Genomic DNA, 19,325 nt, shown 5'->3' with positions numbered 1-19,325 from the left:
GAAAGAAGAGCCTTCTTGCTGTGGCAAGAAGGCTTTCTTTTCTTTTCAATAAGTGCTGTACCATGTACAATAGAAGGTAGAGAAAGATTAGAAGAGAGGGATCGTGAAAGTGTCAGAAAATATTTCAGTATTAGTAGTAGATGACGAGGATCGTATTCGACGCTTATTAAAAATGTATTTAGAGCGAGAAGGGTACCTTGTTGACGAGGCAGAAAATGGTGAACAAGCGATCGAAAAATCTTTGGAAAAAGAGTATCACTGTATTTTATTAGATATTATGATGCCTGAAAAAGACGGGCTTGAAGTTTGTGCGGAAATCCGTGAACGTGCAGCAACACCAATTATTTTATTAACTGCAAAAGGCGAGGAAGCGAATCGCGTACAAGGCTTTGAGCTTGGAGCAGATGATTATATTGTAAAACCATTTAGTCCTCGTGAGGTTGTGTTACGTGTGAAGGCTATATTACGCCGTTCACAAGCATTCTCACCTTCGACAAATGCTTCTTCTTCAAAAGATTTAGTTGTGTTCCAACATTTAATGATTGATCATGATGCGCACCGTGTAACAGCAGAGGGTATTGAAGTAAATTTAACGCCTAAAGAGTATGAATTGCTTTATTTCCTAGCTAAATCACCAGACAAAGTATTTGACCGTGAACAATTACTAAAAGAAGTTTGGCATTATGATTTCTTTGGCGACTTACGTACAGTTGACACACATGTAAAACGTTTACGCGAGAAGCTCAACCGTGTATCTGAAAACGCTGCAAAAATGATTGTTACTGTATGGGGCGTTGGTTACAAATTTGAGGTTGTCAATGAATAGAATATGGAACAGTGTTGTCGGGAAGCTATGGGTAACCATATTGCTTCTCGTTTCATTTGTATTGTTTGTTTTCACGGTTTTAATGCTTGAATTTCTTCAGAATTACCATATGCAACAAGCAGAAAGCTCCTTGCGTCAAACTGCAGCAACAGTTGCCAGTATAGTAGATGATAATGAAACAGCAGAATCGACTTCGGAATTATTAAAAGATATTTTACCTGAAAGTACAAATGCACTTATTGCTATTAACCATGATAGAATTTCTTTCGCTATGCAGGAAGGTGTCAATAAAAAAGAAATACAGGATATGATTTTAGCCAATAAATCGTTCCAAGAAGTTTTTCAATCAGATAAACCGATTATTAAGGAAATGATGATGCCGTCTTCTACAGACAAAGAAAAGTTGGAATCGTATGTTGTGCTTGGTTTCCCGCTAAATGTGGAAAATGCTGTACACGGGGCTGTCTTTATTTATCAAAGTCCGGATGCGCTGCATAAAACATCGAAAGAGACGACGAAAATTGTCTTTTTATCTGCTTTCATTGCCTTTGTGCTGACGACATTTTTTGCGTTTTTCCTTTCATCACGTATTACGTCACCATTACGTAAAATGCGTGAGCTGGCATTTGAAATTTCTAAAGGGAATTTTGAAGCGAAGATGCCGACTACACAAAATGATGAAATTGGCCAGCTTGCAGTTGCCTTCAATCAAATGGGCCGTCAATTGAAACACAATCTAGAAGTGATCAATCAAGAAAATGAACAGCTTTCCAATATATTAACATCGATGACAGACGCAGTTATTACGTTTAATCGTGATCGTACAATATTATTAAGTAATCCGCCAGCGGACCGTTTAATGCAAACGTGGTTTGTTAATAAGGGATCACAAAGTGCGAAGCCAATTCCGCCAGAGCTTTATCATATGCTCGATCATGTACTGATGTTTGAGGATAAGCTTGAAGAAGAAATTGAGATGGATGGAAGTTACTATACGTTTACGATTAGCCCTCTTTATAGTGAGGAATCGATACGTGGAGCGGTTGCGGTTATTCGTGATATGACAGAGCAGCATCGTTTAGAAAAACTGCGTTCAGACTTTATTGCCAATGTGTCTCATGAGCTACGAACGCCAATTTCGATGCTCCAAGGCTATTCAGAGGCTCTAATGGATGATGATTTTATTCAAGATCAAGAAGAACGTAATGAAATTACAAAAATTATTTATGATGAATCGAAACGTATGGGACGTCTAGTAACAGATTTATTAGACCTTGCGCGTATGGAATCGGGGCATATGACGCTTTACAAAGATGAGCTCCCGATTAATTCAACATTTGAACGTATTACTCAAAAATTTGCACAGGTGGCAAAAGAGAAACATGTTCGTCTAATATTTGACAGTGAATTTAATGACGAAGCTTCGATTAGTATAGATGAGGATCGAATTGAACAGGTTTTAACAAATTTAGTTGATAATGCTCTTCGTCATACTGATGAAGGGTCTGTAACAGTGAAGGTTGAGCAGGAACCAACCTTTGCCAAGGTTTCTGTTCAGGATACAGGGCATGGTATTCCGCAAGAGGACTTACCATATGTCTTTGAACGTTTCTATAAAGCAGATAAGGCACGTACACGTTCTAAAGGCGGAACTGGCCTAGGTTTAGCTATTGCTAGAAATATTGTCAAGGCACATTCAGGCAATATTATGGTAGATAGTGTGCTGAAAGAGGGGACTACCTTCACGTTTTATTTACCTTTTGATTAATACTATTAAAGAGTGGTATTAATTGGATGTAACTTCTGTGGACATTTAGACGACAAATATAAATAGAACGGGGGTGGAGTGCTTTGAATGACTCCGTGTTCCATCGGTTATACGATGCATATCATCAAGACGTGTTCCAGTTTCTTATTTATTTAGTAAAAAACCGTACACTTGCTGAGGATTTAGCGCATGAGGTTTATGTTCGTGTATTGCGCTCATATGATCAGTTCGCAGGAAATAGCAGTGAAAAGACTTGGCTTTTTGCTATTGCTAAAAATGTCGCTATTGATCATTTTAGAAAGCAGGCTGTACGTCAAAAACATTCACTTGATTTTTTTGATTGGGAAACGGAACAGCTACATTCAACCACACCATCACCGGAGGACGTATTGCAGGCCAGTGATGAATTTATGCAGGTGCAAGTAGCACTCGAACACTGTACAGGTGACCAAAAAATGGTCATTATTATGCGCTACTTTCAAGACTTATCGATTGCAGAAACTGCACAAATACTAGATTGGACAGAAGCGAAGGTAAAAACCACTCAGCATCGTGCCATTAAATTTTTACGGCAACAGCTACAACAGGTTAGAGAACAGGAGGCGAAACGGCAATGACACATAACCAATTTGATGATGATCAACTAGAGCATCTATTAAATAATGCCCCTAAGCTTTCTGACCGCCGTTCAAAAGAAGAAATATTAAATCGATTATTGACAGATGCTCGCTTGCAGGATAATGTCCATCTTCAAGAAGCTATACAACAACCAATAGATGATGAAATAACATCGCAAGAGCAACAACACAGTATTCCTACGCAACAAGAAAGTACCGAGACTGCAACAACAAAGAAGAAAGTTCGTAAATGGCCAATCTTTATGAGTGTTGCAGCAGTTTTCGCTTTAACAGTAATTACAGGCTCTATGTTCATGAATCATAATGATGTAAAATTAGACCAGGCTAGTGCTCCTGAAACCTCTCAATATTCAACATCGCAGGATAGTCGAGCAGCGAAAAGCTTTGTCAACCAGGATAAGATTATGGAATCCAACAACATAGTAGCAAAACATTCAAGGATTATGTCTCTACGATCATCTGTTTATGAGGAAGATTTAACAGAAGCAGTAGTGTTTCATATTGGTTTGGCAAATCGTGATAAGAAAAGCGTACCGATGACGTATATCATTCCAAATGAACGAGTTGCCACTGATTTTCCGAAGAAAAAGCCTACAACATTACAAATGTATGAAAAGTATGCGCCGCAAATTGATGAGAAAGCAAATGGTTTTACTAACTATCATCCATATAAAGGAGAATTGAAGGAGAAGGGCGATAAACTAGTTCATGTATTGCCGGAGAAAAATGATTATGATGTTGCTTCAGCAGATACTAATGAATATTTAGAGACTTTACAGGATACATTCTCAGATTCAGAGTATAAAGATATTGAGTTTGAAAATCCTGATGGTACAGCCTACAAATTTTCCAAGGAAGAAGAGCCAAGTAATCCTAAGGCATTAACAAGCTCAAATCATTTTAATTATTATTTATATAAAGATGAAAATGGAGCTGAATATTTATCACCCGATTCTCGTAAGACTTTTCCCACTGTAACAGAAGCGCTTACCGATATGCGAAATAAAAATGATGATGTATACGTTTCAGTTGTACCAGAAAATATAGCATACACTGTAAAAGAAGTAGCAGAAGGCGTTATTGTTACATTTGATGAGCCGCTTGATTTAACGACCATGGATACTGTTCGTGCAACTCAACTGATAGAAGCTATGATGCTCACTGCTGCAAGCTTTGATCAACAAATACGTTTAGACAATGTTGTACAGGAAACCTGGGAAGGATTTGATTTAAAAAAATTCTTGCCAAAGCCTGTAGGAGCCAATAAACGATATATGCCATAAACAGCCTAACAACAAATAGACGAACAGAACATAAATAAATTTTTGGAGCATTCTCGCCACTATATGTGCGTGAATGCTCTTGTCATTTAACTTAGCAATTATTTTCAGTAGCGAAAGCGAAGCGTCACCTACGAAGTCTCTCGCCTCTATAGGTGATGAGATGAATAAGGATTTAAGCTACTTTTCACGAGTATTTATTAAAGCATACAAGTTTAATCGGATTTTTTTAAAGCAAAGCTATTTACTTTTCTCTAATAATTCATTATAGTAAGGCTATGAAATAAAAAAATAATGATTCATCTTCGGGGCAGGGTGAAAATCCCGACCGGCGGTAATAGAGTTGTAAATCGCTAATGTTTCCTTTAAGACATATTAGCTCGCATGATTTACTAAAGGCTCTTCAGCCCGCGACCTGTGCAAATAATTTTTTTGCATGGCTGACTTGGTGCAATTCCAAGGCCGACAGTTAAAGTCTGGATGGGAGAAGATGGAGGTACGATCGTCATTCATTGTTATGAATTTAGCTATGTACGAGCGTTTTTTCGATGTGGTTTCACACAGCGTATGCTCAGAAAATAGTTAATTAATGGCGTTTTTTAATCATGCCTATTCTCCCTTATGCTCTTTTGCATAAGGGTTTTTTCATGATAATAATTGATTAGGTCGTAACCTTTCTTCTTGCGAGATTGAATCAGCAAAGAGGAGAGAGTTTTCTATGAAGAAAAATGTTAAACTTCAATCGTATATTACGATTGGTATGCTGAGCAGTATTTCGTTTTTATTAATGCTTTTTAATTTCCCGATTCCGCCATTTCCAATGTTTTTGGAAGTGGACTTCAGTGATATGCCAGCATTACTAGCAGCAATCACTATGGGACCTGTAGCGGGGATTTTAGTAGAATTATTTAAAAATGTGTTGGACTGGGTTTTCTCAGGCACGCCAACGGGAGTACCGGTAGGACATATCGCGAACTTTGCAACAGGTATTTTATTTATTTTACCAGTGAGCTTTGTTTTTAATCGCTCCAAAACAGTTAAGGGCCTTATCGGAGGTTTAGCTGCTGGAACAATTGTAATGGCAGTAGGAATGAGCATCCTTAACTATGCAGTATTTTTACCTATGTACACTTACTTTTTAGGTATGGAGCCTGTTGTAGGTGATTCACTATATAAAATGATCGTAGCTGGTATTTTGCCATTTAACATTGTGAAAGGTATTTTAATTACTATCATCATGGCATTACTATTCACAACAATGCGTAAATGGATTGATCATCAGCGTTCTATGTATTTAACAAAATAATTAGGATGAGACCTCGAGCTGTTAAGCGTTCGAGGTTTTTTATGTAGAATGGTTGAGGTGTTGGATAATATTACGCAAAAGTAACATATAGAATTAATGTAGTCGACTGTATTATTTTATTGTAGAATAAGGAAGAGTTGAGTAAGTTAGAGGAGTTTGAAGAGATGAGTGAAAAAAAGAGTCAGTGGTCTAGTAAACTAGGCTTTATTTTAGCATCGGCTGGAGCTGCAATCGGACTGGGGGCAATTTGGAAGCTTCCATATGTTACTGGACAAAGTGGCGGGGGAGCATTTTTCCTGATTTTTGTGCTATTTACATTGTTGATTGGTTTACCGATGTTATTATCAGAATATATTTTAGGTCGTGGTACACAGTCTGAGGCTGTGACTGCCTATAAAAAAATTGCACCTACTAAAACAGGTTGGGCTTGGGTTGGTCGTATGGGTGTGCTCGGCTGTTTTTTATTATTAAGTTTTTATAGTGTTGTAGGAGGTTGGATTTTTATATATAGTGGCCTTGGTGTGACTGGGGCTGTTATTGATCCTTCCGTGGATCCTAGTGAACTATTTGCAAAGATTGTAGGAACACCTTGGATTACATTGCTAGGTTTAGGGCTGTTTACGCTAGTAAATGTATTAGTCATTTCACTTGGCGTGCAAAATGGTATAGAGAAGGCCAATAAGTGGATGATGCCTTTATTATTCATTATGTTTATTGTGCTTGTTGTGAGGGCTTTAACATTAGATGGAGCAATGGAAGGGGTTAAATTCTTCTTGTGGCCTGACTTTTCTAATATAACTGGAAAGGCTATATTGGAAGCGTTAGGGCAGTCCTTCTTTGGCTTAGCAGTAGGATTTTCTTGTCTTGTGACGTACAGCTCTTATTTAAAGAAAGATGTGAGCTTACCTAATTCCGCAGGCTCTGTTGTTCTTCTCACTGTGCTTGTATCGTTTTTAGCAGGATTAGCCATTTTCCCTGTTGTATTTGCTTTTGATTTAGAACCGGCATCTGGACCAGGCTTATTATTTACGGTTCTGCCAACAGCATTTAGTCAAATGCCATTTGGTGAAATATTCTTAGCGATGTTTTTATTATTATTTTTATTCGCAACGCTAACTTCTTCCTTCAGTTTATATGAAATTATCGTAGCGGCATTTATGGAGAAGGGACGTATGTCTCGTTCTGCATTGACGATGCTACTAGGTGTAGTAGTCTTTATTGCAGCGATTCCTGCAGCACTTTCATCAAGTACATTAGCTGATGTATCAATTTTTGGAAAAACAATTTTTGATGCAACTGACTTTTTAGTTTCTAATTTAATGCTTCCGTTGGGTAACTTATTGATTGCTATCTTTATTGCGTATGTAGTTGATAAAGAATTTGTGAAGAAGGAATTATTAATAGGAAGTCAAATGGGGCAGGGGTTCTATTCAGCGTATCGACTACTGATGTTAATAGTAGTACCTTTCGTCATTATCGTTGTGTTTGTAAATATGCTTTTACAGTATTAAAAAGAGTAGGTTGCATTCCGTTTAATAGGAATGCAACTTACTTTTATGTTTGGGGGACAACGATAGGGTTAGTATTCGCTAAGTGATAGTTCACCTAACCAGCCTTCTTTAATGATCTGTCTTGCTTGCTCTTCGCTTTTAGTAATAGGGAATACTTTATCGACTTGTGAAATAGCAAACAAATTGCGAATGAAATCATCGACAACAATAATGGCGATTTTCTTTTCTTTTACAGATACTTTCTTTGCGAAATTGACAATCATGCCAAAGCCGGTACTATCGATGTTTGTAACCTTTTGCATATCGATAATATATCCATGCTTTGTTTCCAAGCTTAACGATTGAAGCTCAATTTTAATCTCTTCAATCGACCCATATTCTAAATCGCCAGTAAACGCAATCAAAATATAATCAGACTTTGTGTCAATAACCATCGCAATTTTCTTCTGATCCATACTATAGCGCCTCCATTTTCTTTTTCATGTAAGGAAATTCTAATTCTATAGAAGTTAAAACTTGAATTTATTGACTTCGTTTTGTAATTTATCGGCAATCGATGCTAATTCGTCTGAACTTTGTGTAATTTCTGCCACAGTTGCATATTGTTCTTCCGATGTTGCGGCAATTTCCTCTGTTGCTGCAGCGGAGTCTTCAATGATACGGGAAATATCTTGAATGGCTTGTTGAACCCCTAAGGAGTTGTTGTTTACATTCGTAAATGCAGCCTTCATCTGCTCAACGCCGTTTTCTGTTTCTTCGACCTTTTCAACGATTTCTTTTAATGCAGTTCCTCCTTTATTGATAATTGTTACTTGCTCCTCTACTGCTAGTAGATTACTTTCCATCGTGCGAACTGTCACAGAGGTTTCAGCCTGAATATCTTTAATGAGATTTGTAATTTGTCCTGATGCTAAACTTGATTGTTCAGCTAACTGGCGTACCTCTGATGCAACGACGGCAAAGCCTTTTCCTTGCTCACCTGCTCGTGCTGCTTCGATGGCTGCATTGAGGGCGAGTAGATTTGTTTGATCCGCAATACCCGTAATAACAGTAATAATGCCACCGATTTCTTCAGAGCGTTTACCGAGTTTTTGGATAGAATCTGTCGCGTAAGACACTGTTTGTGTGACATCGCTTAAATGTTTTATAGCTTCATTGATCGCCTCTTCACCTTGGCGTGCAAAATGGGTCGATTCTATAGCGCTATTTAACGTATTCTCGGCTTTTTGTAAACTGGTCGATACTTCTTCGATTGTTTTTTGCATCATAGACACTATTTGTTCAGCTTGATCAGATTGAGTCGTAGTACCGACTGCAATTTCATTCATCGTAAGTGCGATTTGGTTAGAAGCCTCACTTGTTTGATGTGATGATTCTGCTAATGAATGCGATGAGTTAGCTATTTGATTGGCGCTACCAGCTACGATTGTCATCGTTTCCGTTAATCGATTCTTCATATCACTAAAAGCATTTGCTAAAACAGCAATCTCATCTTTACCTTTTGGGTTTAATAATTTTACATTTAAATTTAAATCTGCTAAATCTTTGGCATTTGTACTTAAAATATTAATGGGTGTGATGATTTGTCGCTGTAAAAACCAACTAATCCCAACAATCATTAAAATGGCAATTCCTAAGGAGACCGCTACATTTTCAAGTGCAGACTTTGTAGCAATACTTATATATGGAGCGGTAGGTACAGCTGTTGCCCATACGCCAATAACATCTCCTTGGCTATTTAAAATTGGGTCATAGGCTCCTTGATGCATACTCCCCAAGACATTTGCTGATCCGATAAAACGTTTTTTTTCTCCTAATACAACTTTCGCAACTTCATCAGAAACCTTTGTATTTAATGCACGTTCTCCATTCTCGACTATATTTGTACTAATGCGAGTATCGTTTTGGAAGATTGAGACGACATTTCCGTTTGTTAGCTCTCCGACTTTATCAGCTACCTCAAAATTGTCTACTATTTTGACGTCACCTTTATACAATTGATTGTTTTTAATGGACCATTCTCCAGGGAATTTAGCATCTAAATATTCATAGCTCAATTGAATATCTGATAAAAGCTTTGTATTTGCGCTTTCTAAAAGATTATTTTTGGCAACATAAAAATTTATTCCTGCTAAAAGTGTAGTGAGTAGCAAAATACACCCGAATATTAACAGGCTCATTTTTTTTCGGATTGACAGCTTCATGAAAACTCCTCCAATTTTACGTTAACTTTATACATGAATCTTTTTTGAAATACCAACTAAAAATTTTGTTTCAGAAATATTTTCAAACCAAATATGGTCGACCATATTTTTAACGAAAAATAAACCTCGCCCACGATCTGAATAATCCAGTTCGTTTAAATCAAATTGTAGAGCCTTATCCCAATCCTTTTCAGCGATTCCTTTCGCTTCATCAGTAACTGTTATTTTTATTTCTTTATTAGAATGAGATACGTGTACTTGAATAGCCTTTTCGGAATATGGATCATTTTTCTTAACAGCTTCCACAGCATTAATAACTAATTCATGTACGACAAATCGTAATTCTCTTTTAAAAGGTAAATTATATACATTTGTATAATTCTCTATAACTTGATCTACATAAGCTATAGCTTGTGTATCAGGATTTACATTGAGTATGAATTCCATCATCAATCACCGACCCTGTAATGTAATTGTTATTGAAACTACTGTTATATCATCGTTGTAATAATTATCGGATAAATCGTATTTTTGGGAAAATTTCTCCAAGGCATAGCCATTATCGTGTGATGCATAGGAATGGAAAAAATCCATATCAACAACTTGTTGATCATTGATTGTCAATAATCCATCCGTATAAAGTATTATGCGATGCCATCCGGATAAAGGTATCCTTTTTTTATTAATAGGAATGGTCGGGAATAGCCCTAATATAGGTGTATTTGCTGGGAGGAACACCGTCTCGCCGTATTTTCCAAATAAGAAACCAGATGGATGAGCCGCATTAACATAGTGTACAGTTCCGTTTTTCGTATCAATGAGTATGTAGATAGCTGTCATTAAAAAACGGTCCATATCTTCATCAGAAAATAACTCGTAAATTTGGCGGTTAAGTTCTCGAATTACTAAAACTGGATCAATTAATTTCGTGATTATTCCCTTTAACAAAGATCTAATGGACATTGTAACGAGTGATGCGGCAATGCCATGTCCCATTGCGTCGTAAAGAAGAATGGCAGTTAAGTGTTCATTAATCTTAAACCAGCAGTACATGTCACCTCCTAGTGTGTTGGATGTAACATAAAGTCCATCGATCTGAATATGCTCAAGATTCAATGGAGGAGATAGTGCATTTTTTTGAAATTTCTTCGCGACAATTAAATCTTTTTGAATCATACTTTCTTGCTGCTTTCGTAGCTTGGTTTCCTTCTGATATTTAAGGGCCACCTGAATCCGGGTTTTAAACTGAGTGAAATCAAATGGTTTTAAAATAAAGTCGAAAATCCCAGCTTCAAAAACCCTATCAATTGTAATGCTTTTTTCGTAAGTAGTAGAAAGGAGGATAGGGGCATCGATCCAGTTTTTTAGTTCGTCAATTTGTTGACAAATGTTCTCGCAATTTTTAAGTGTCATTTTTGCATCGAGAATAATTATTTCTAGCTCTTCTTTCAAAGAATCTGATAAATAATTCATTGCTGCGTCAGTTGTTGTAAAGCAATGAATATTTTTGATGTCGATACGATGAAAATATTTTTGCAGACGTAATACATCATTACTTACGCTGCCAATAATTAATACTGACATGCTTCTTACATTCACCGCCTTATGTATCTTTAACAGAAGATATAACCCCGGACGCAATTGCGCCAAGGTGAAATGGATATGATAATTTCCGACTATTATATATACGCCCTATTTACTTATCTGATGAATAAAATAGAAATTCTAATTTGCTATAAATTTACCAATAAATATGACATTATACAAGACTAATGTGATATAAAATATGGAAATAAAGTTCTTGCTTCAAGCAACAAAGTCAAAAACTTTTTAGTTAAACTACCGTATGATGAGTCTAAAGACTTAAATGATAAGTAGGAAGGGGAGGGGGGCTCTATCCATCTGAAAAAAAGATTAATATATTCGATAAAATGCATGTAATAAAACCTTACATATATATTGTGTTTTACATCCTTTTAATGTATTTTAAAAACAGTTACAAAAGAATCGTGTTAATTAAAATTACATTGGAGTGGTGAAAAATGAAACGTTATACAAAAGAAGATATTAAATGCCGTGTTGAGGAAGAAAATGTTAAATTTATTCGCCTACAATTTACTGATATATTAGGAACAATAAAAAACGTTGAAGTACCGGTTAGCCAATTAGAAAAAGCATTGGACAATAAAATGATGTTCGATGGTTCATCAATTGAAGGTTTTGTACGCATTGAGGAATCAGATATGTACTTGAGCCCTGACCGTGATACTTTTGTAATTTTTCCTTGGACGGCTGAAAAAGGTAAAGTGGCTCGTTTTATCTGTGATGTTGTTAGACCAGATGGTACACCATTTGAAGGTGACCCACGCTCCAATCTGAAGAGGGTTTTAAAGGAGATGGAGGAATTAGGTTTTAGCTCATTTAATTTAGGGCCAGAGCCAGAATTTTTCTTATTTAAGTTAGATGAAAAGGGGCATCCAACACTTGAGTTAAATGATAGTGGCGGGTACTTCGACTTAGCCCCAACTGACTTAGGGGAGAACTGTCGGCGTGATATCGTATTAGAGTTAGAAGAAATGGGCTTTGAAATTGAGGCATCACACCATGAGGTTGCACCTGGTCAACATGAAATTGACTTTAAATATGCAAGTGCGATCGAAGCATGTGACAATATTCAAACGTTTAAACTTGTTGTAAAAACGATAGCTGCACAGCATGGGCTGCATGCAACCTTTATGCCAAAGCCGCTATTCGGTGTTAACGGTTCTGGCATGCATTTCAACTTATCATTATTTGAAGGGGATAAAAATGCGTTTTATGATGAACGTGCAGAATTGCAATTAAGCCAAACAGCGCGTAGCTTTATGGCAGGGATACTAAAACATGTCCACGGCTTTACAGCTATAACAAACCCACTTGTTAATTCCTATAAACGATTAGTGCCGGGTTATGAGGCTCCTTGCTATGTAGCATGGTCTGCACAAAACCGATCACCACTTATTCGAATTCCAGCTTCACGAGGACTATCAACACGTATCGAGCTGCGTTCTGTCGATCCAGCAGCCAACCCTTATTTAGCGATGGCCGTTATTTTAGCATCTGGACTCGATGGCATTCGGAAAGATCTCACACCACCGGATGCTGTAGATCGCAATATTTATAAAATGTCACGAGCAGAACGTGAATTGAACAGTATCGACAACCTCCCGTCGTCATTGGAATACGCACTCCTTGAACTAGAAATGGATCATACCGTACGTGAAGCACTTGGAGATCATATCTTTGAAAAATTCACGGTTGCTAAAGAAATAGAATGGAATAAATACCGCACACGTGTCCATAACTGGGAGCGGGAAGAATATTTGAAAATGTATTAGAAGGGGAGTGTTGGGGCTTTAGGGCTTCGACACTTTTCTGATCTAAAAGGTGAGGGATTGAATGACAAAAAGAAGGCTATCCCTATTTTTCATTGATAGGGATAGCCGTTTTTAGTCAGCTCACTTTGGATAATTAATTTGTTTTTACGTTTTTCATATGAAAGGTCCTGGTTAATAATATAGATATTATTTTCAGCAGAAAGCCTATAAAAGTTAGGAGTTTCTAATTCCTTGTTTAATTCCCCATCTTCAACTAGTAAATTATTCTTTACCTTAAATTTTCTCATACCTTCATCGTTATAAGAAAAAAACACTTGATTATTAAAATCTGTATAATGGGAATTTACAGTTACCACATCCGAAAGAACGACTTGGGTATGTTTATTAGAAATAGTATAAAAAAGAAGCTTTTGGTCATCGGTTGAAGATTCACTAGGATCATTAAAGGTTAGATAAATAAATTGGTTGCCATATAGCAAACTTGCCCAACCAATGAATTCATAGTTAGTTTTTATTTCTTCTATTTCTTTACTTTTCACATCGTATAAATACAGATAACCATAATTATTTTTTTATCAGTAAATAATATTTTTCCATCCTTCGAAGATAAATGCATATTCATAAATGTATAAGTATTTAAATCAAATATACTTTCGATTTCATTTGTTTTTAGATTCTTTAGCATAACTTCCGCTTTTTCAACTTTTCTATCTGATTTAATCCAAGCTGTATAGTCCCCAATTAGGACAGGGAAGTCATTAAAAACATCTTCTTCATTTTCTTTTGTCAACGGTTGAATTTCTTTCGTCTTTAAATTCATAAAATATGGGTTCAACTGCCATCCACTTTCGTCGGCATCTACCCATACTAACCAATTTTCATTTAATTCTAGACCTTGCATCGATGGCAATTCAAATTTGCTATTAAATATAGTTTTGTATTTCTGAGTCATTCGATCATATTGAACGACTTTATTATCTAGAGCATTTGGACTCTTATGATCTACACTCATAAAAATCGAGCTAGAATTACCTCTAAACGAAGTTATGCTAGTAAAAGGTAAGTCTACTGTTTTATTAAAATCTTTATCAATTATTTGATAATAATTTGAACTTTGAGGTTTAATTATAGATCTATTTGACAGTGCACCATTATAAACGGCTTTAAAAACAATGAATAGGAATATAGCTACACACGATAGTATTATTGTTCGCTCTATTATTTTCAAGTGAATCTCTCCATTTAGGGTAAGGTTTATTTATAAAAACTCGATTTAAAGGGAATGTCTATCTATTAATCTTTTTTCTTATATTTTTAGTGGAAAATATTCCGGACATTCCATTAATACATTACCATATAAATGGTTCCTTACCTATTTTATCAATTGAAGTAAGGGAGAGAATATAAAATTAAAACAGCTTCTTTTGGATTGTTTGATTTCATATTTATTAGCGGACGATATGAAATATTATTTTAAATGGCCTACGATACTCTAACTCTTTGGATTCTCCTATTGAGATAACGTTTTTTTGTGACAAATACTTCCTGTTAATCTATGATTAGAAGAAAAGGGGGAAAATGTATGACGCAAGCGACCCAAGTAGTAACGATCCAAAATAATGATATTGTACAATTTGAACATGATATTAATAACGCTCTATTAGATTTAAGCGAGTATTTAATAGTGGATATTAAATACAATACGTTATATATAGGGGAACATACAGTTATACATTCAGCCTTAATTATTTATAAATGATTGATCCGGAGGGGGAAATAACTTGTCGAAAATATATTGGGTATCAATTGCTAAAAGAACAGATGATGAATCTGGAGTGGAGAAGAATGTCATTGAAAAAATATTTGCGAAGAAATCTAAACTAAAGGATTTTTTAGAACAAGAAGGCTATTGTAAGGCAGCGAAAAATCAATATATTAAAATTGATGATGAATTGATATATGAAGCGGCCGTTGAAAAAGTAAAAATGAAATAATCAAAATATAAGAGTTTACCCGCGGGTGGAAGGGAAATACCCGCGGTTGTGGATATATCGAGAGGAAATGCCAAGTAATAAGCTTCTGGCAGGGTCTTCTTACCACTATCCATCCTAAGTCATGATGATTCTATTATTGAAACAATGATAATAGAAATTGTCTATCTTCAGGGAAGGTTAATGTTAAATCTAGTAATTCATCTTTTGATTTCCACGCAATTTCATAAATCAATTCATCGGGATCATGTATCGTCATTTGTCCACCCTTAACGATTGTTTCGAAATAACGAACTTCTACTACATCATTATTTTTATGTAACACTTCTCTGACGATGTCTACTATAAATCCAGTTTCTTCATACACTTCGCGGATACAACATGTCTCAAAATTTTCAGTAGTTTCTATGCCGCCTGATGGCACTGCCCATGTTTTTGCTTCTTCTTTAGTCCCTTGCAAAACCATTAATAATTGATTGTCTTCATTTAAGCAAATTCCTGCTGCCCCTTGCCATTTAACCAATATCAAAACCTCCAATCTAATATTTTATACTAATTTTAACCCATATTATCCAAAAAATAGGTATGACTTTTGTTAATTCTATGTATATAGGTTGATTGGAGTGGAGACTGGTCGACTCCTTGGGGATCAGCAATAGAAGAACGAAGGCTAAAACCATCACGTCCTGTGATAACGCCTTCGTGACCAGCATCGTGCTGGCCCGAGACTCTGGAGCGAGCAACGCGAGTGAAGCGGCTCATCGGACGCCCCCAGGAAGCTTTGCTCTGTGCGAAAGCGTAGCGACAGCAACAACAAAGCGACCTGTCGGAACGGAAATCAACACCACGCTATGGTGAAAATAAAGCTTTCATTTTTACCAGTCCAAAGTTAGCATAAAAAGACAGGAATAACTAATTTTGATGTTATAAGCTATAAACAAGGAGTGAGAGCAATTGAGTTGGATTGAGTCGATTCAAAAAGCAATAAATTATATCGAAGAGCATTTATTAGATGACATCACAATGGAGCAAATTGCACGGGAGGTAAATTCTTCGGTCTTTCATTTTCAACGGACTTTCTCGATTTTAACGGATATGTCTATTGCAGATTATATAAGACGTAGAAGGCTAACATTAGCTGCACAGGAGTTAATAAATACAGAACAAAAAGTAATCGATCTCTCCTACAAATATGGCTACGACTCTCCTGAAGCTTTCACAAAGGCATTTCGTAAGCAGCATAATCTAACGCCTAGTGAAGCAAGAAAGAAGCAAGGACAGCTACAATCATACAATCGCCTGGTCATCCAGGTAAGCCTGAAGGGAGCAGAACCAATGAAGTATAAGATCGTAGAAAAAGAAAAGTTTCAAGTAGTAGGGGTAAAAAGAACATATAATTGTCAAAATGGTGAGAACTTGCAAGACATTCCTCATTTTTGGAATGAGATGAATTCGAAAAATTTCGATCATCAACTTATCCAATTAAATAACGGAAGCATTAAAGGGACGCTAGGTGTTTGTGTACCAAATACAGACCAAGGGCAAAATGGTTTCATTGATTACTGGATTGCTACGGATCATGTAGGGGAAGTGGGAGAAAATCTATTAGCGTTGGAGATACCTGCATCGAAGTGGGTTGTCTTTGAGGTGCATGGCCCTATGCCAGATGCTATGCAAAATACTTGGAAACAGATTTATTCAGAGTGGTTCCCATCCAATCCATATAAACCAGCAGGAACAGCTGAACTTGAAGTTTACCCTGATGAAGATGCTTATAGCCCTGATTCATACTCTGAAATTTGGATTCCAATTCAATAAAGATAAAATGGATTTGGTAAACGATTAGTTTGCCAAATCCATTTTTTGTAGTGATGATGTTTTATATTGTTTAGTCCGACATAGTAAACATCGTATATAAAATCCTCCTGATGAGAAATTTTGCTCTTCTCAACATCCATATTTTGTATAATGTTAATAAAGGAGGTTTCATATGGACATAGAGAGCATTATTTTCGATTTGGATGGGACACTTTGGGATTCAAGAAAAACAGTAGCGCAATCGTGGGCGCAGGTAGTTCAAGGGTCTCCTTACGGTAAAGGAAAGATAACCGAAGAGGATTTATCTAAAACGATGGGCTTACAAATTCAAGAAATAGCAGCTGTATTATTTGAATATCTTGATGAAGAAAAGCAGATGGAGCTTATTTTAGCATGCTGCCAGCAAGAGCAAGATGATTTATTACGTAATGGCGGTATTTTATATCCGCAGTTAGAAGAAACTTTACTAGCTCTTTCAAAAAAATTCCGCTTGTTCATTGTGAGCAATTGTCAGGAGGGCTACATAGAAACATTTTATGCTTATCATAAACTAGAGAAATATTTTCTCGATTTTGAAAATCCGGGACGTACAGGATTATCAAAGGGAGAAAATATTCAATTAATTATGGAAAGAAATCATATTAAAAACGCTGTCTATGTAGGAGATACACAAGGAGATATGCTTTCTGCAAAGTTTGCAGGGATTCCTTTTGTTTTTGCTTCATATGGTTTTGGAAAGCCAGAGGAGTATGACTATATCATCGAAAAGCCATTTGATTTATTAAATATATTTTAAACGGAGTATAGAGTCTGTCTTTTCTGACGGTCTCTATACTCTGTTTTGGTTAAGAAGAGTAGGGAATTTTAACATCATATTTATTTGTACAAACAAACCTTCTGGGAAAGCTGAGTAGGGAGTGTACTCGGACAAAAATCCATTTAGCCTGGATTTTTATTTTGAAATTTGGATTCCGATTAAGTAATAGAAATGAAAAAAGCCAAGAATGTTCATCGGTAACATTCTTGGCTTCGTTTTTTTTACGTCAATTTTCTTTTAATAAAGAATAAACATTAATGTCATAAAAAGATTCTTTTGATTCTTCATATTCCTGAAATGTTCCTTCAAAAGTAAAATTCAATTTCTCTACTACTTTTATAGAATTCCTATTACAAGGCTCTATTTTTGCTTCAATTTTAGTTATGCTTAAAGTGGAGAAAGCATAATCAATCAAAGCGGAAATACATTCTGGCGCATAGCCATTTCCCCAATAAGCTTTAGCGAGATCATAGCCAATTTCTGCTGTAGCGTTCTCTAAGTCAAATGAATTGAATCCACAAGAGCCGATAATCTCATTGGATTCCTTCTCAATAATTGATAAGCGAATAGCCTTGTGCTCCTTAGCTAGTTGATCAAAAAGCTCAATCATTTCCTTCGCTTGTTGTTCATGAGTGAAATTAGTGATATTCATAAATTTCGTCACATCGGGATCTGACCAAATTTTAAATAAACTATGTGTATCCACTATCTTCATTTTTCTTAAATATAATCTTTTTGTGTAAATTTGTTCTATCAATACTTTTACCTCCAATTTTTTATAAGTTTGGATGAAAAATATTGCTATCTGCGCATAATTCAGTCCCTTCAAATTTCATGTATCTATTATACAATAATTCTAGTAATTGCTAAAATGTTATGCTGTATGAAGAGATACAAAAGAATAGGGGAAATGATAATGTTTAAGGTAACGACCGAGAATTATTCGATTGTCAAAGAAACAATAGAGAGGGCGCCAACATTTGTCTACAGTATTCTGGAGCAGGTAATAGAAGGTGCTGTCTATGCCGACAATGAAAGCCTTCATTCACTACTGTTTCAAACCAAATCAGGAATATACTATGTTTATGGTGATTCATCTAGCGAGCAAGTTATAAGTAAACTCGCAGCTTTACTACAAGAATCTATTGAGCAAAATAAACGTTTCACATTATTTTCTTACTCAGAAGATTGGAACACAAAAATTGAACAACGATTAAACGTTTATGTGAATAAATTAGAAAGATATACTTTCAGCTTTGATAAAAATGCTTATAACAATAGAGAGAAGCACGAGTCGCTTAACTACGAATGCATTAAAATCAAGCAACATCAAATTGATCATTGTTTAGAATTTAACAACCAATATTATGAGGAGTACTGGGGTTCTACTAGTAATTTCCTTGAAAATGGTTTTGGATTCTGTTTGAAGCATGGAGATAAGATTATTAGCGAAGCGGTTTCTATTTTTAAATCGCAGCAATTTGCAGAGATTGATATAGTTACTGATTCGAATTATAGAGGATTAGGATTAGCAAGCTTCATTGCAGAAAAATTTATTGATGATTGCCTTTTAAACGATATAAAGCCTTGTTGGGATTGTGATATTGATAACCATGGATCTTATCATGTAGGCGCTAAATTAGGCTTTACTAATCCAGTGAAATATGCTGTTTTTTATAAAAGCACAGATAGATAAGAGGCTGGGACATAACTAGCTTCAATTAGTGAGAAATCCGAATTTGAATGAATTCAAATTCGGATTTCTCTATTTTTTATGTTGTCTCCATAT

The 19,325-nt window shown here is 35.9% G+C and carries 20 protein-coding genes and 1 riboswitch; of the genes, 12 read left to right on the top strand and 8 right to left on the bottom strand.

All coding sequences use genetic code 11. The features are described 5' to 3' along the window. The first annotated feature begins 109 nt into the window (after positions 1-109). From ABH966_RS00100 to ABH966_RS00075, 6 genes are all read left to right on the top strand, one after another. Positions 110-826 (top strand): response regulator transcription factor, encoded by a 717-nt coding sequence (locus ABH966_RS00100; protein WP_049668637.1) that lies wholly within the window; start codon positions 110-112, stop codon positions 824-826. Next, positions 819-2,594, top strand: coding sequence for an ATP-binding protein (locus tag ABH966_RS00095; RefSeq protein WP_370075028.1), 1,776 nt, complete (start codon positions 819-821; stop codon positions 2,592-2,594). Before ABH966_RS00100 ends, ABH966_RS00095 begins: the two co-directional genes overlap by 8 nt. An 83-nt stretch (positions 2,595-2,677) precedes the next feature. Then, a complete protein-coding gene (sigX, locus tag ABH966_RS00090) occupies positions 2,678-3,211 on the top strand; it encodes an RNA polymerase sigma factor SigX (protein WP_370075027.1) in 534 nt (177 codons plus the stop codon). Beyond that, positions 3,208-4,515, top strand: coding sequence for an RNA polymerase subunit sigma (locus ABH966_RS00085; RefSeq protein ID WP_370075026.1), 1,308 nt, complete (start codon positions 3,208-3,210; stop codon positions 4,513-4,515). Before sigX ends, ABH966_RS00085 begins: the two co-directional genes overlap by 4 nt. A 294-nt stretch (positions 4,516-4,809) precedes the next feature. Then, a riboswitch (FMN riboswitch) is annotated at positions 4,810-5,008 on the top strand. A gap of 222 nt (positions 5,009-5,230) precedes the next feature. Then, entirely contained in the window at positions 5,231-5,818 is a 588-nt protein-coding gene (locus ABH966_RS00080) for an ECF transporter S component (RefSeq protein WP_370075025.1), read from the top strand. 164 nt (positions 5,819-5,982) lie between these two features. Next, positions 5,983-7,329, top strand: coding sequence for a sodium-dependent transporter (locus ABH966_RS00075; RefSeq protein ID WP_370075024.1), 1,347 nt, complete (start codon positions 5,983-5,985; stop codon positions 7,327-7,329). 68 nt (positions 7,330-7,397) lie between these two features. On the opposite strand, the gene ABH966_RS00070 is transcribed toward ABH966_RS00075, so the two are convergent. The 4 genes from ABH966_RS00070 to ABH966_RS00055 are packed head-to-tail and all read right to left on the bottom strand — an operon-like array spanning position 7,398 to position 11,117. After that, positions 7,398-7,784, bottom strand: a complete 387-nt coding sequence (locus ABH966_RS00070; protein ID WP_370075023.1) for an STAS domain-containing protein — start codon at positions 7,782-7,784, stop codon at positions 7,398-7,400. A gap of 54 nt (positions 7,785-7,838) precedes the next feature. Then, positions 7,839-9,533, bottom strand: a complete 1,695-nt coding sequence (locus ABH966_RS00065) for a methyl-accepting chemotaxis protein (RefSeq protein WP_370075022.1) — start codon at positions 9,531-9,533, stop codon at positions 7,839-7,841. A gap of 27 nt (positions 9,534-9,560) precedes the next feature. Next, entirely contained in the window at positions 9,561-9,983 is a 423-nt protein-coding gene (locus ABH966_RS00060; protein ID WP_370075021.1) for an ATP-binding protein, read from the bottom strand. 3 nt (positions 9,984-9,986) lie between these two features. Then, positions 9,987-11,117 (bottom strand): SpoIIE family protein phosphatase, encoded by a 1,131-nt coding sequence (locus tag ABH966_RS00055; RefSeq protein WP_370075020.1) that lies wholly within the window; start codon positions 11,115-11,117, stop codon positions 9,987-9,989. 458 nt (positions 11,118-11,575) lie between these two features. On the opposite strand from ABH966_RS00055, the gene glnA reads away from it, so the two are divergent. Next, positions 11,576-12,910 carry a type I glutamate--ammonia ligase gene (glnA, locus tag ABH966_RS00050; RefSeq protein ID WP_370075019.1) on the top strand — a complete coding sequence of 445 codons (1,335 nt, stop codon included), beginning with the start codon at positions 11,576-11,578 and terminating at the stop codon, positions 12,908-12,910. Between the two features lie 89 nt (positions 12,911-12,999). On the opposite strand, the gene ABH966_RS00045 is transcribed toward glnA, so the two are convergent. Both ABH966_RS00045 and ABH966_RS00040 read right to left on the bottom strand, forming a co-directional pair. Next, positions 13,000-13,449, bottom strand: a complete 450-nt coding sequence (locus ABH966_RS00045) for a hypothetical protein (RefSeq protein ID WP_370075018.1) — start codon at positions 13,447-13,449, stop codon at positions 13,000-13,002. Then, positions 13,446-14,138: a hypothetical protein gene (locus tag ABH966_RS00040; RefSeq protein WP_370075017.1), complete on the bottom strand. Its 693-nt coding sequence runs from the start codon at positions 14,136-14,138 to the stop codon at positions 13,446-13,448. Before ABH966_RS00040 ends, ABH966_RS00045 begins: the two co-directional genes overlap by 4 nt. A gap of 354 nt (positions 14,139-14,492) precedes the next feature. Between ABH966_RS00040 and ABH966_RS00035 the strand changes: the two genes are divergently transcribed. Beyond that, complete coding sequence (locus tag ABH966_RS00035) at positions 14,493-14,669, top strand: sporulation protein Cse60 (protein WP_156304561.1); 177 nt, start codon at positions 14,493-14,495, stop codon at positions 14,667-14,669. A gap of 22 nt (positions 14,670-14,691) precedes the next feature. Further along, positions 14,692-14,904, top strand: coding sequence for a hypothetical protein (locus tag ABH966_RS00030; RefSeq protein ID WP_370075016.1), 213 nt, complete (start codon positions 14,692-14,694; stop codon positions 14,902-14,904). 133 nt (positions 14,905-15,037) lie between these two features. On the opposite strand, the gene ABH966_RS00025 is transcribed toward ABH966_RS00030, so the two are convergent. Continuing rightward, a complete protein-coding gene (locus ABH966_RS00025; protein WP_370075015.1) occupies positions 15,038-15,430 on the bottom strand; it encodes an NUDIX hydrolase in 393 nt (130 codons plus the stop codon). A gap of 425 nt (positions 15,431-15,855) precedes the next feature. On the opposite strand from ABH966_RS00025, the gene ABH966_RS00020 reads away from it, so the two are divergent. After that, complete coding sequence (locus tag ABH966_RS00020) at positions 15,856-16,719, top strand: AraC family transcriptional regulator (protein WP_370075014.1); 864 nt, start codon at positions 15,856-15,858, stop codon at positions 16,717-16,719. A 172-nt stretch (positions 16,720-16,891) separates the two neighbouring features. Then, on the top strand, positions 16,892-17,515 hold the full coding sequence (locus ABH966_RS00015) for an HAD family hydrolase (RefSeq protein ID WP_370075013.1): 624 nt from the start codon (positions 16,892-16,894) through the stop codon (positions 17,513-17,515). Positions 17,516-17,762: 247 nt separating this feature from the next. Here the strand turns inward: ABH966_RS00015 and ABH966_RS00010 are convergent, their stop codons facing one another. After that, on the bottom strand, positions 17,763-18,293 hold the full coding sequence (locus tag ABH966_RS00010) for a GNAT family N-acetyltransferase (protein WP_370075012.1): 531 nt from the start codon (positions 18,291-18,293) through the stop codon (positions 17,763-17,765). A gap of 159 nt (positions 18,294-18,452) precedes the next feature. Here ABH966_RS00010 and ABH966_RS00005 point away from each other — a divergent pair, with 159 nt between their 5' ends. Next, positions 18,453-19,232, top strand: a complete 780-nt coding sequence (locus tag ABH966_RS00005) for a GNAT family N-acetyltransferase (protein WP_370075011.1) — start codon at positions 18,453-18,455, stop codon at positions 19,230-19,232. The last annotated feature ends 93 nt before the right edge of the window (positions 19,233-19,325 follow it).

The organism is Lysinibacillus sp. RC46 (assembly GCF_041262385.1).
In the GTDB taxonomy this organism is placed as follows: domain Bacteria; phylum Bacillota; class Bacilli; order Bacillales_A; family Planococcaceae; genus Lysinibacillus.
The sequence above is the reverse complement of the archived record's forward strand: the minus strand, read 5'-3'. Positions and strand labels throughout refer to the sequence as shown.

Excerpts from the sequence above, each read along its gene's own strand:
- ABH966_RS00085 (WP_370075026.1), top strand. The coding sequence starts at position 3,208 with ATGACACATAACCAATTTGATGATGATCAACTAGAGCATCTATTAAAT.
- glnA (WP_370075019.1), top strand. The coding sequence starts at position 11,576 with ATGAAACGTTATACAAAAGAAGATATTAAATGCCGTGTTGAGGAAGAA.
- ABH966_RS00065 (WP_370075022.1), bottom strand. The coding sequence starts at position 9,533 with ATGAAGCTGTCAATCCGAAAAAAAATGAGCCTGTTAATATTCGGGTGT.
- ABH966_RS00015 (WP_370075013.1), top strand. The coding sequence starts at position 16,892 with ATGGACATAGAGAGCATTATTTTCGATTTGGATGGGACACTTTGGGAT.
- ABH966_RS00005 (WP_370075011.1), top strand. The coding sequence starts at position 18,453 with ATGTTTAAGGTAACGACCGAGAATTATTCGATTGTCAAAGAAACAATA.
- ABH966_RS00055 (WP_370075020.1), bottom strand. The coding sequence starts at position 11,117 with ATGTCAGTATTAATTATTGGCAGCGTAAGTAATGATGTATTACGTCTG.
- ABH966_RS00035 (WP_156304561.1), top strand. The coding sequence starts at position 14,493 with ATGACGCAAGCGACCCAAGTAGTAACGATCCAAAATAATGATATTGTA.
- ABH966_RS00070 (WP_370075023.1), bottom strand. The coding sequence starts at position 7,784 with ATGGATCAGAAGAAAATTGCGATGGTTATTGACACAAAGTCTGATTAT.
- ABH966_RS00095 (WP_370075028.1), top strand. The coding sequence starts at position 819 with ATGAATAGAATATGGAACAGTGTTGTCGGGAAGCTATGGGTAACCATA.
- ABH966_RS00060 (WP_370075021.1), bottom strand. The coding sequence starts at position 9,983 with ATGATGGAATTCATACTCAATGTAAATCCTGATACACAAGCTATAGCT.
- ABH966_RS00075 (WP_370075024.1), top strand. The coding sequence starts at position 5,983 with ATGAGTGAAAAAAAGAGTCAGTGGTCTAGTAAACTAGGCTTTATTTTA.
- ABH966_RS00080 (WP_370075025.1), top strand. The coding sequence starts at position 5,231 with ATGAAGAAAAATGTTAAACTTCAATCGTATATTACGATTGGTATGCTG.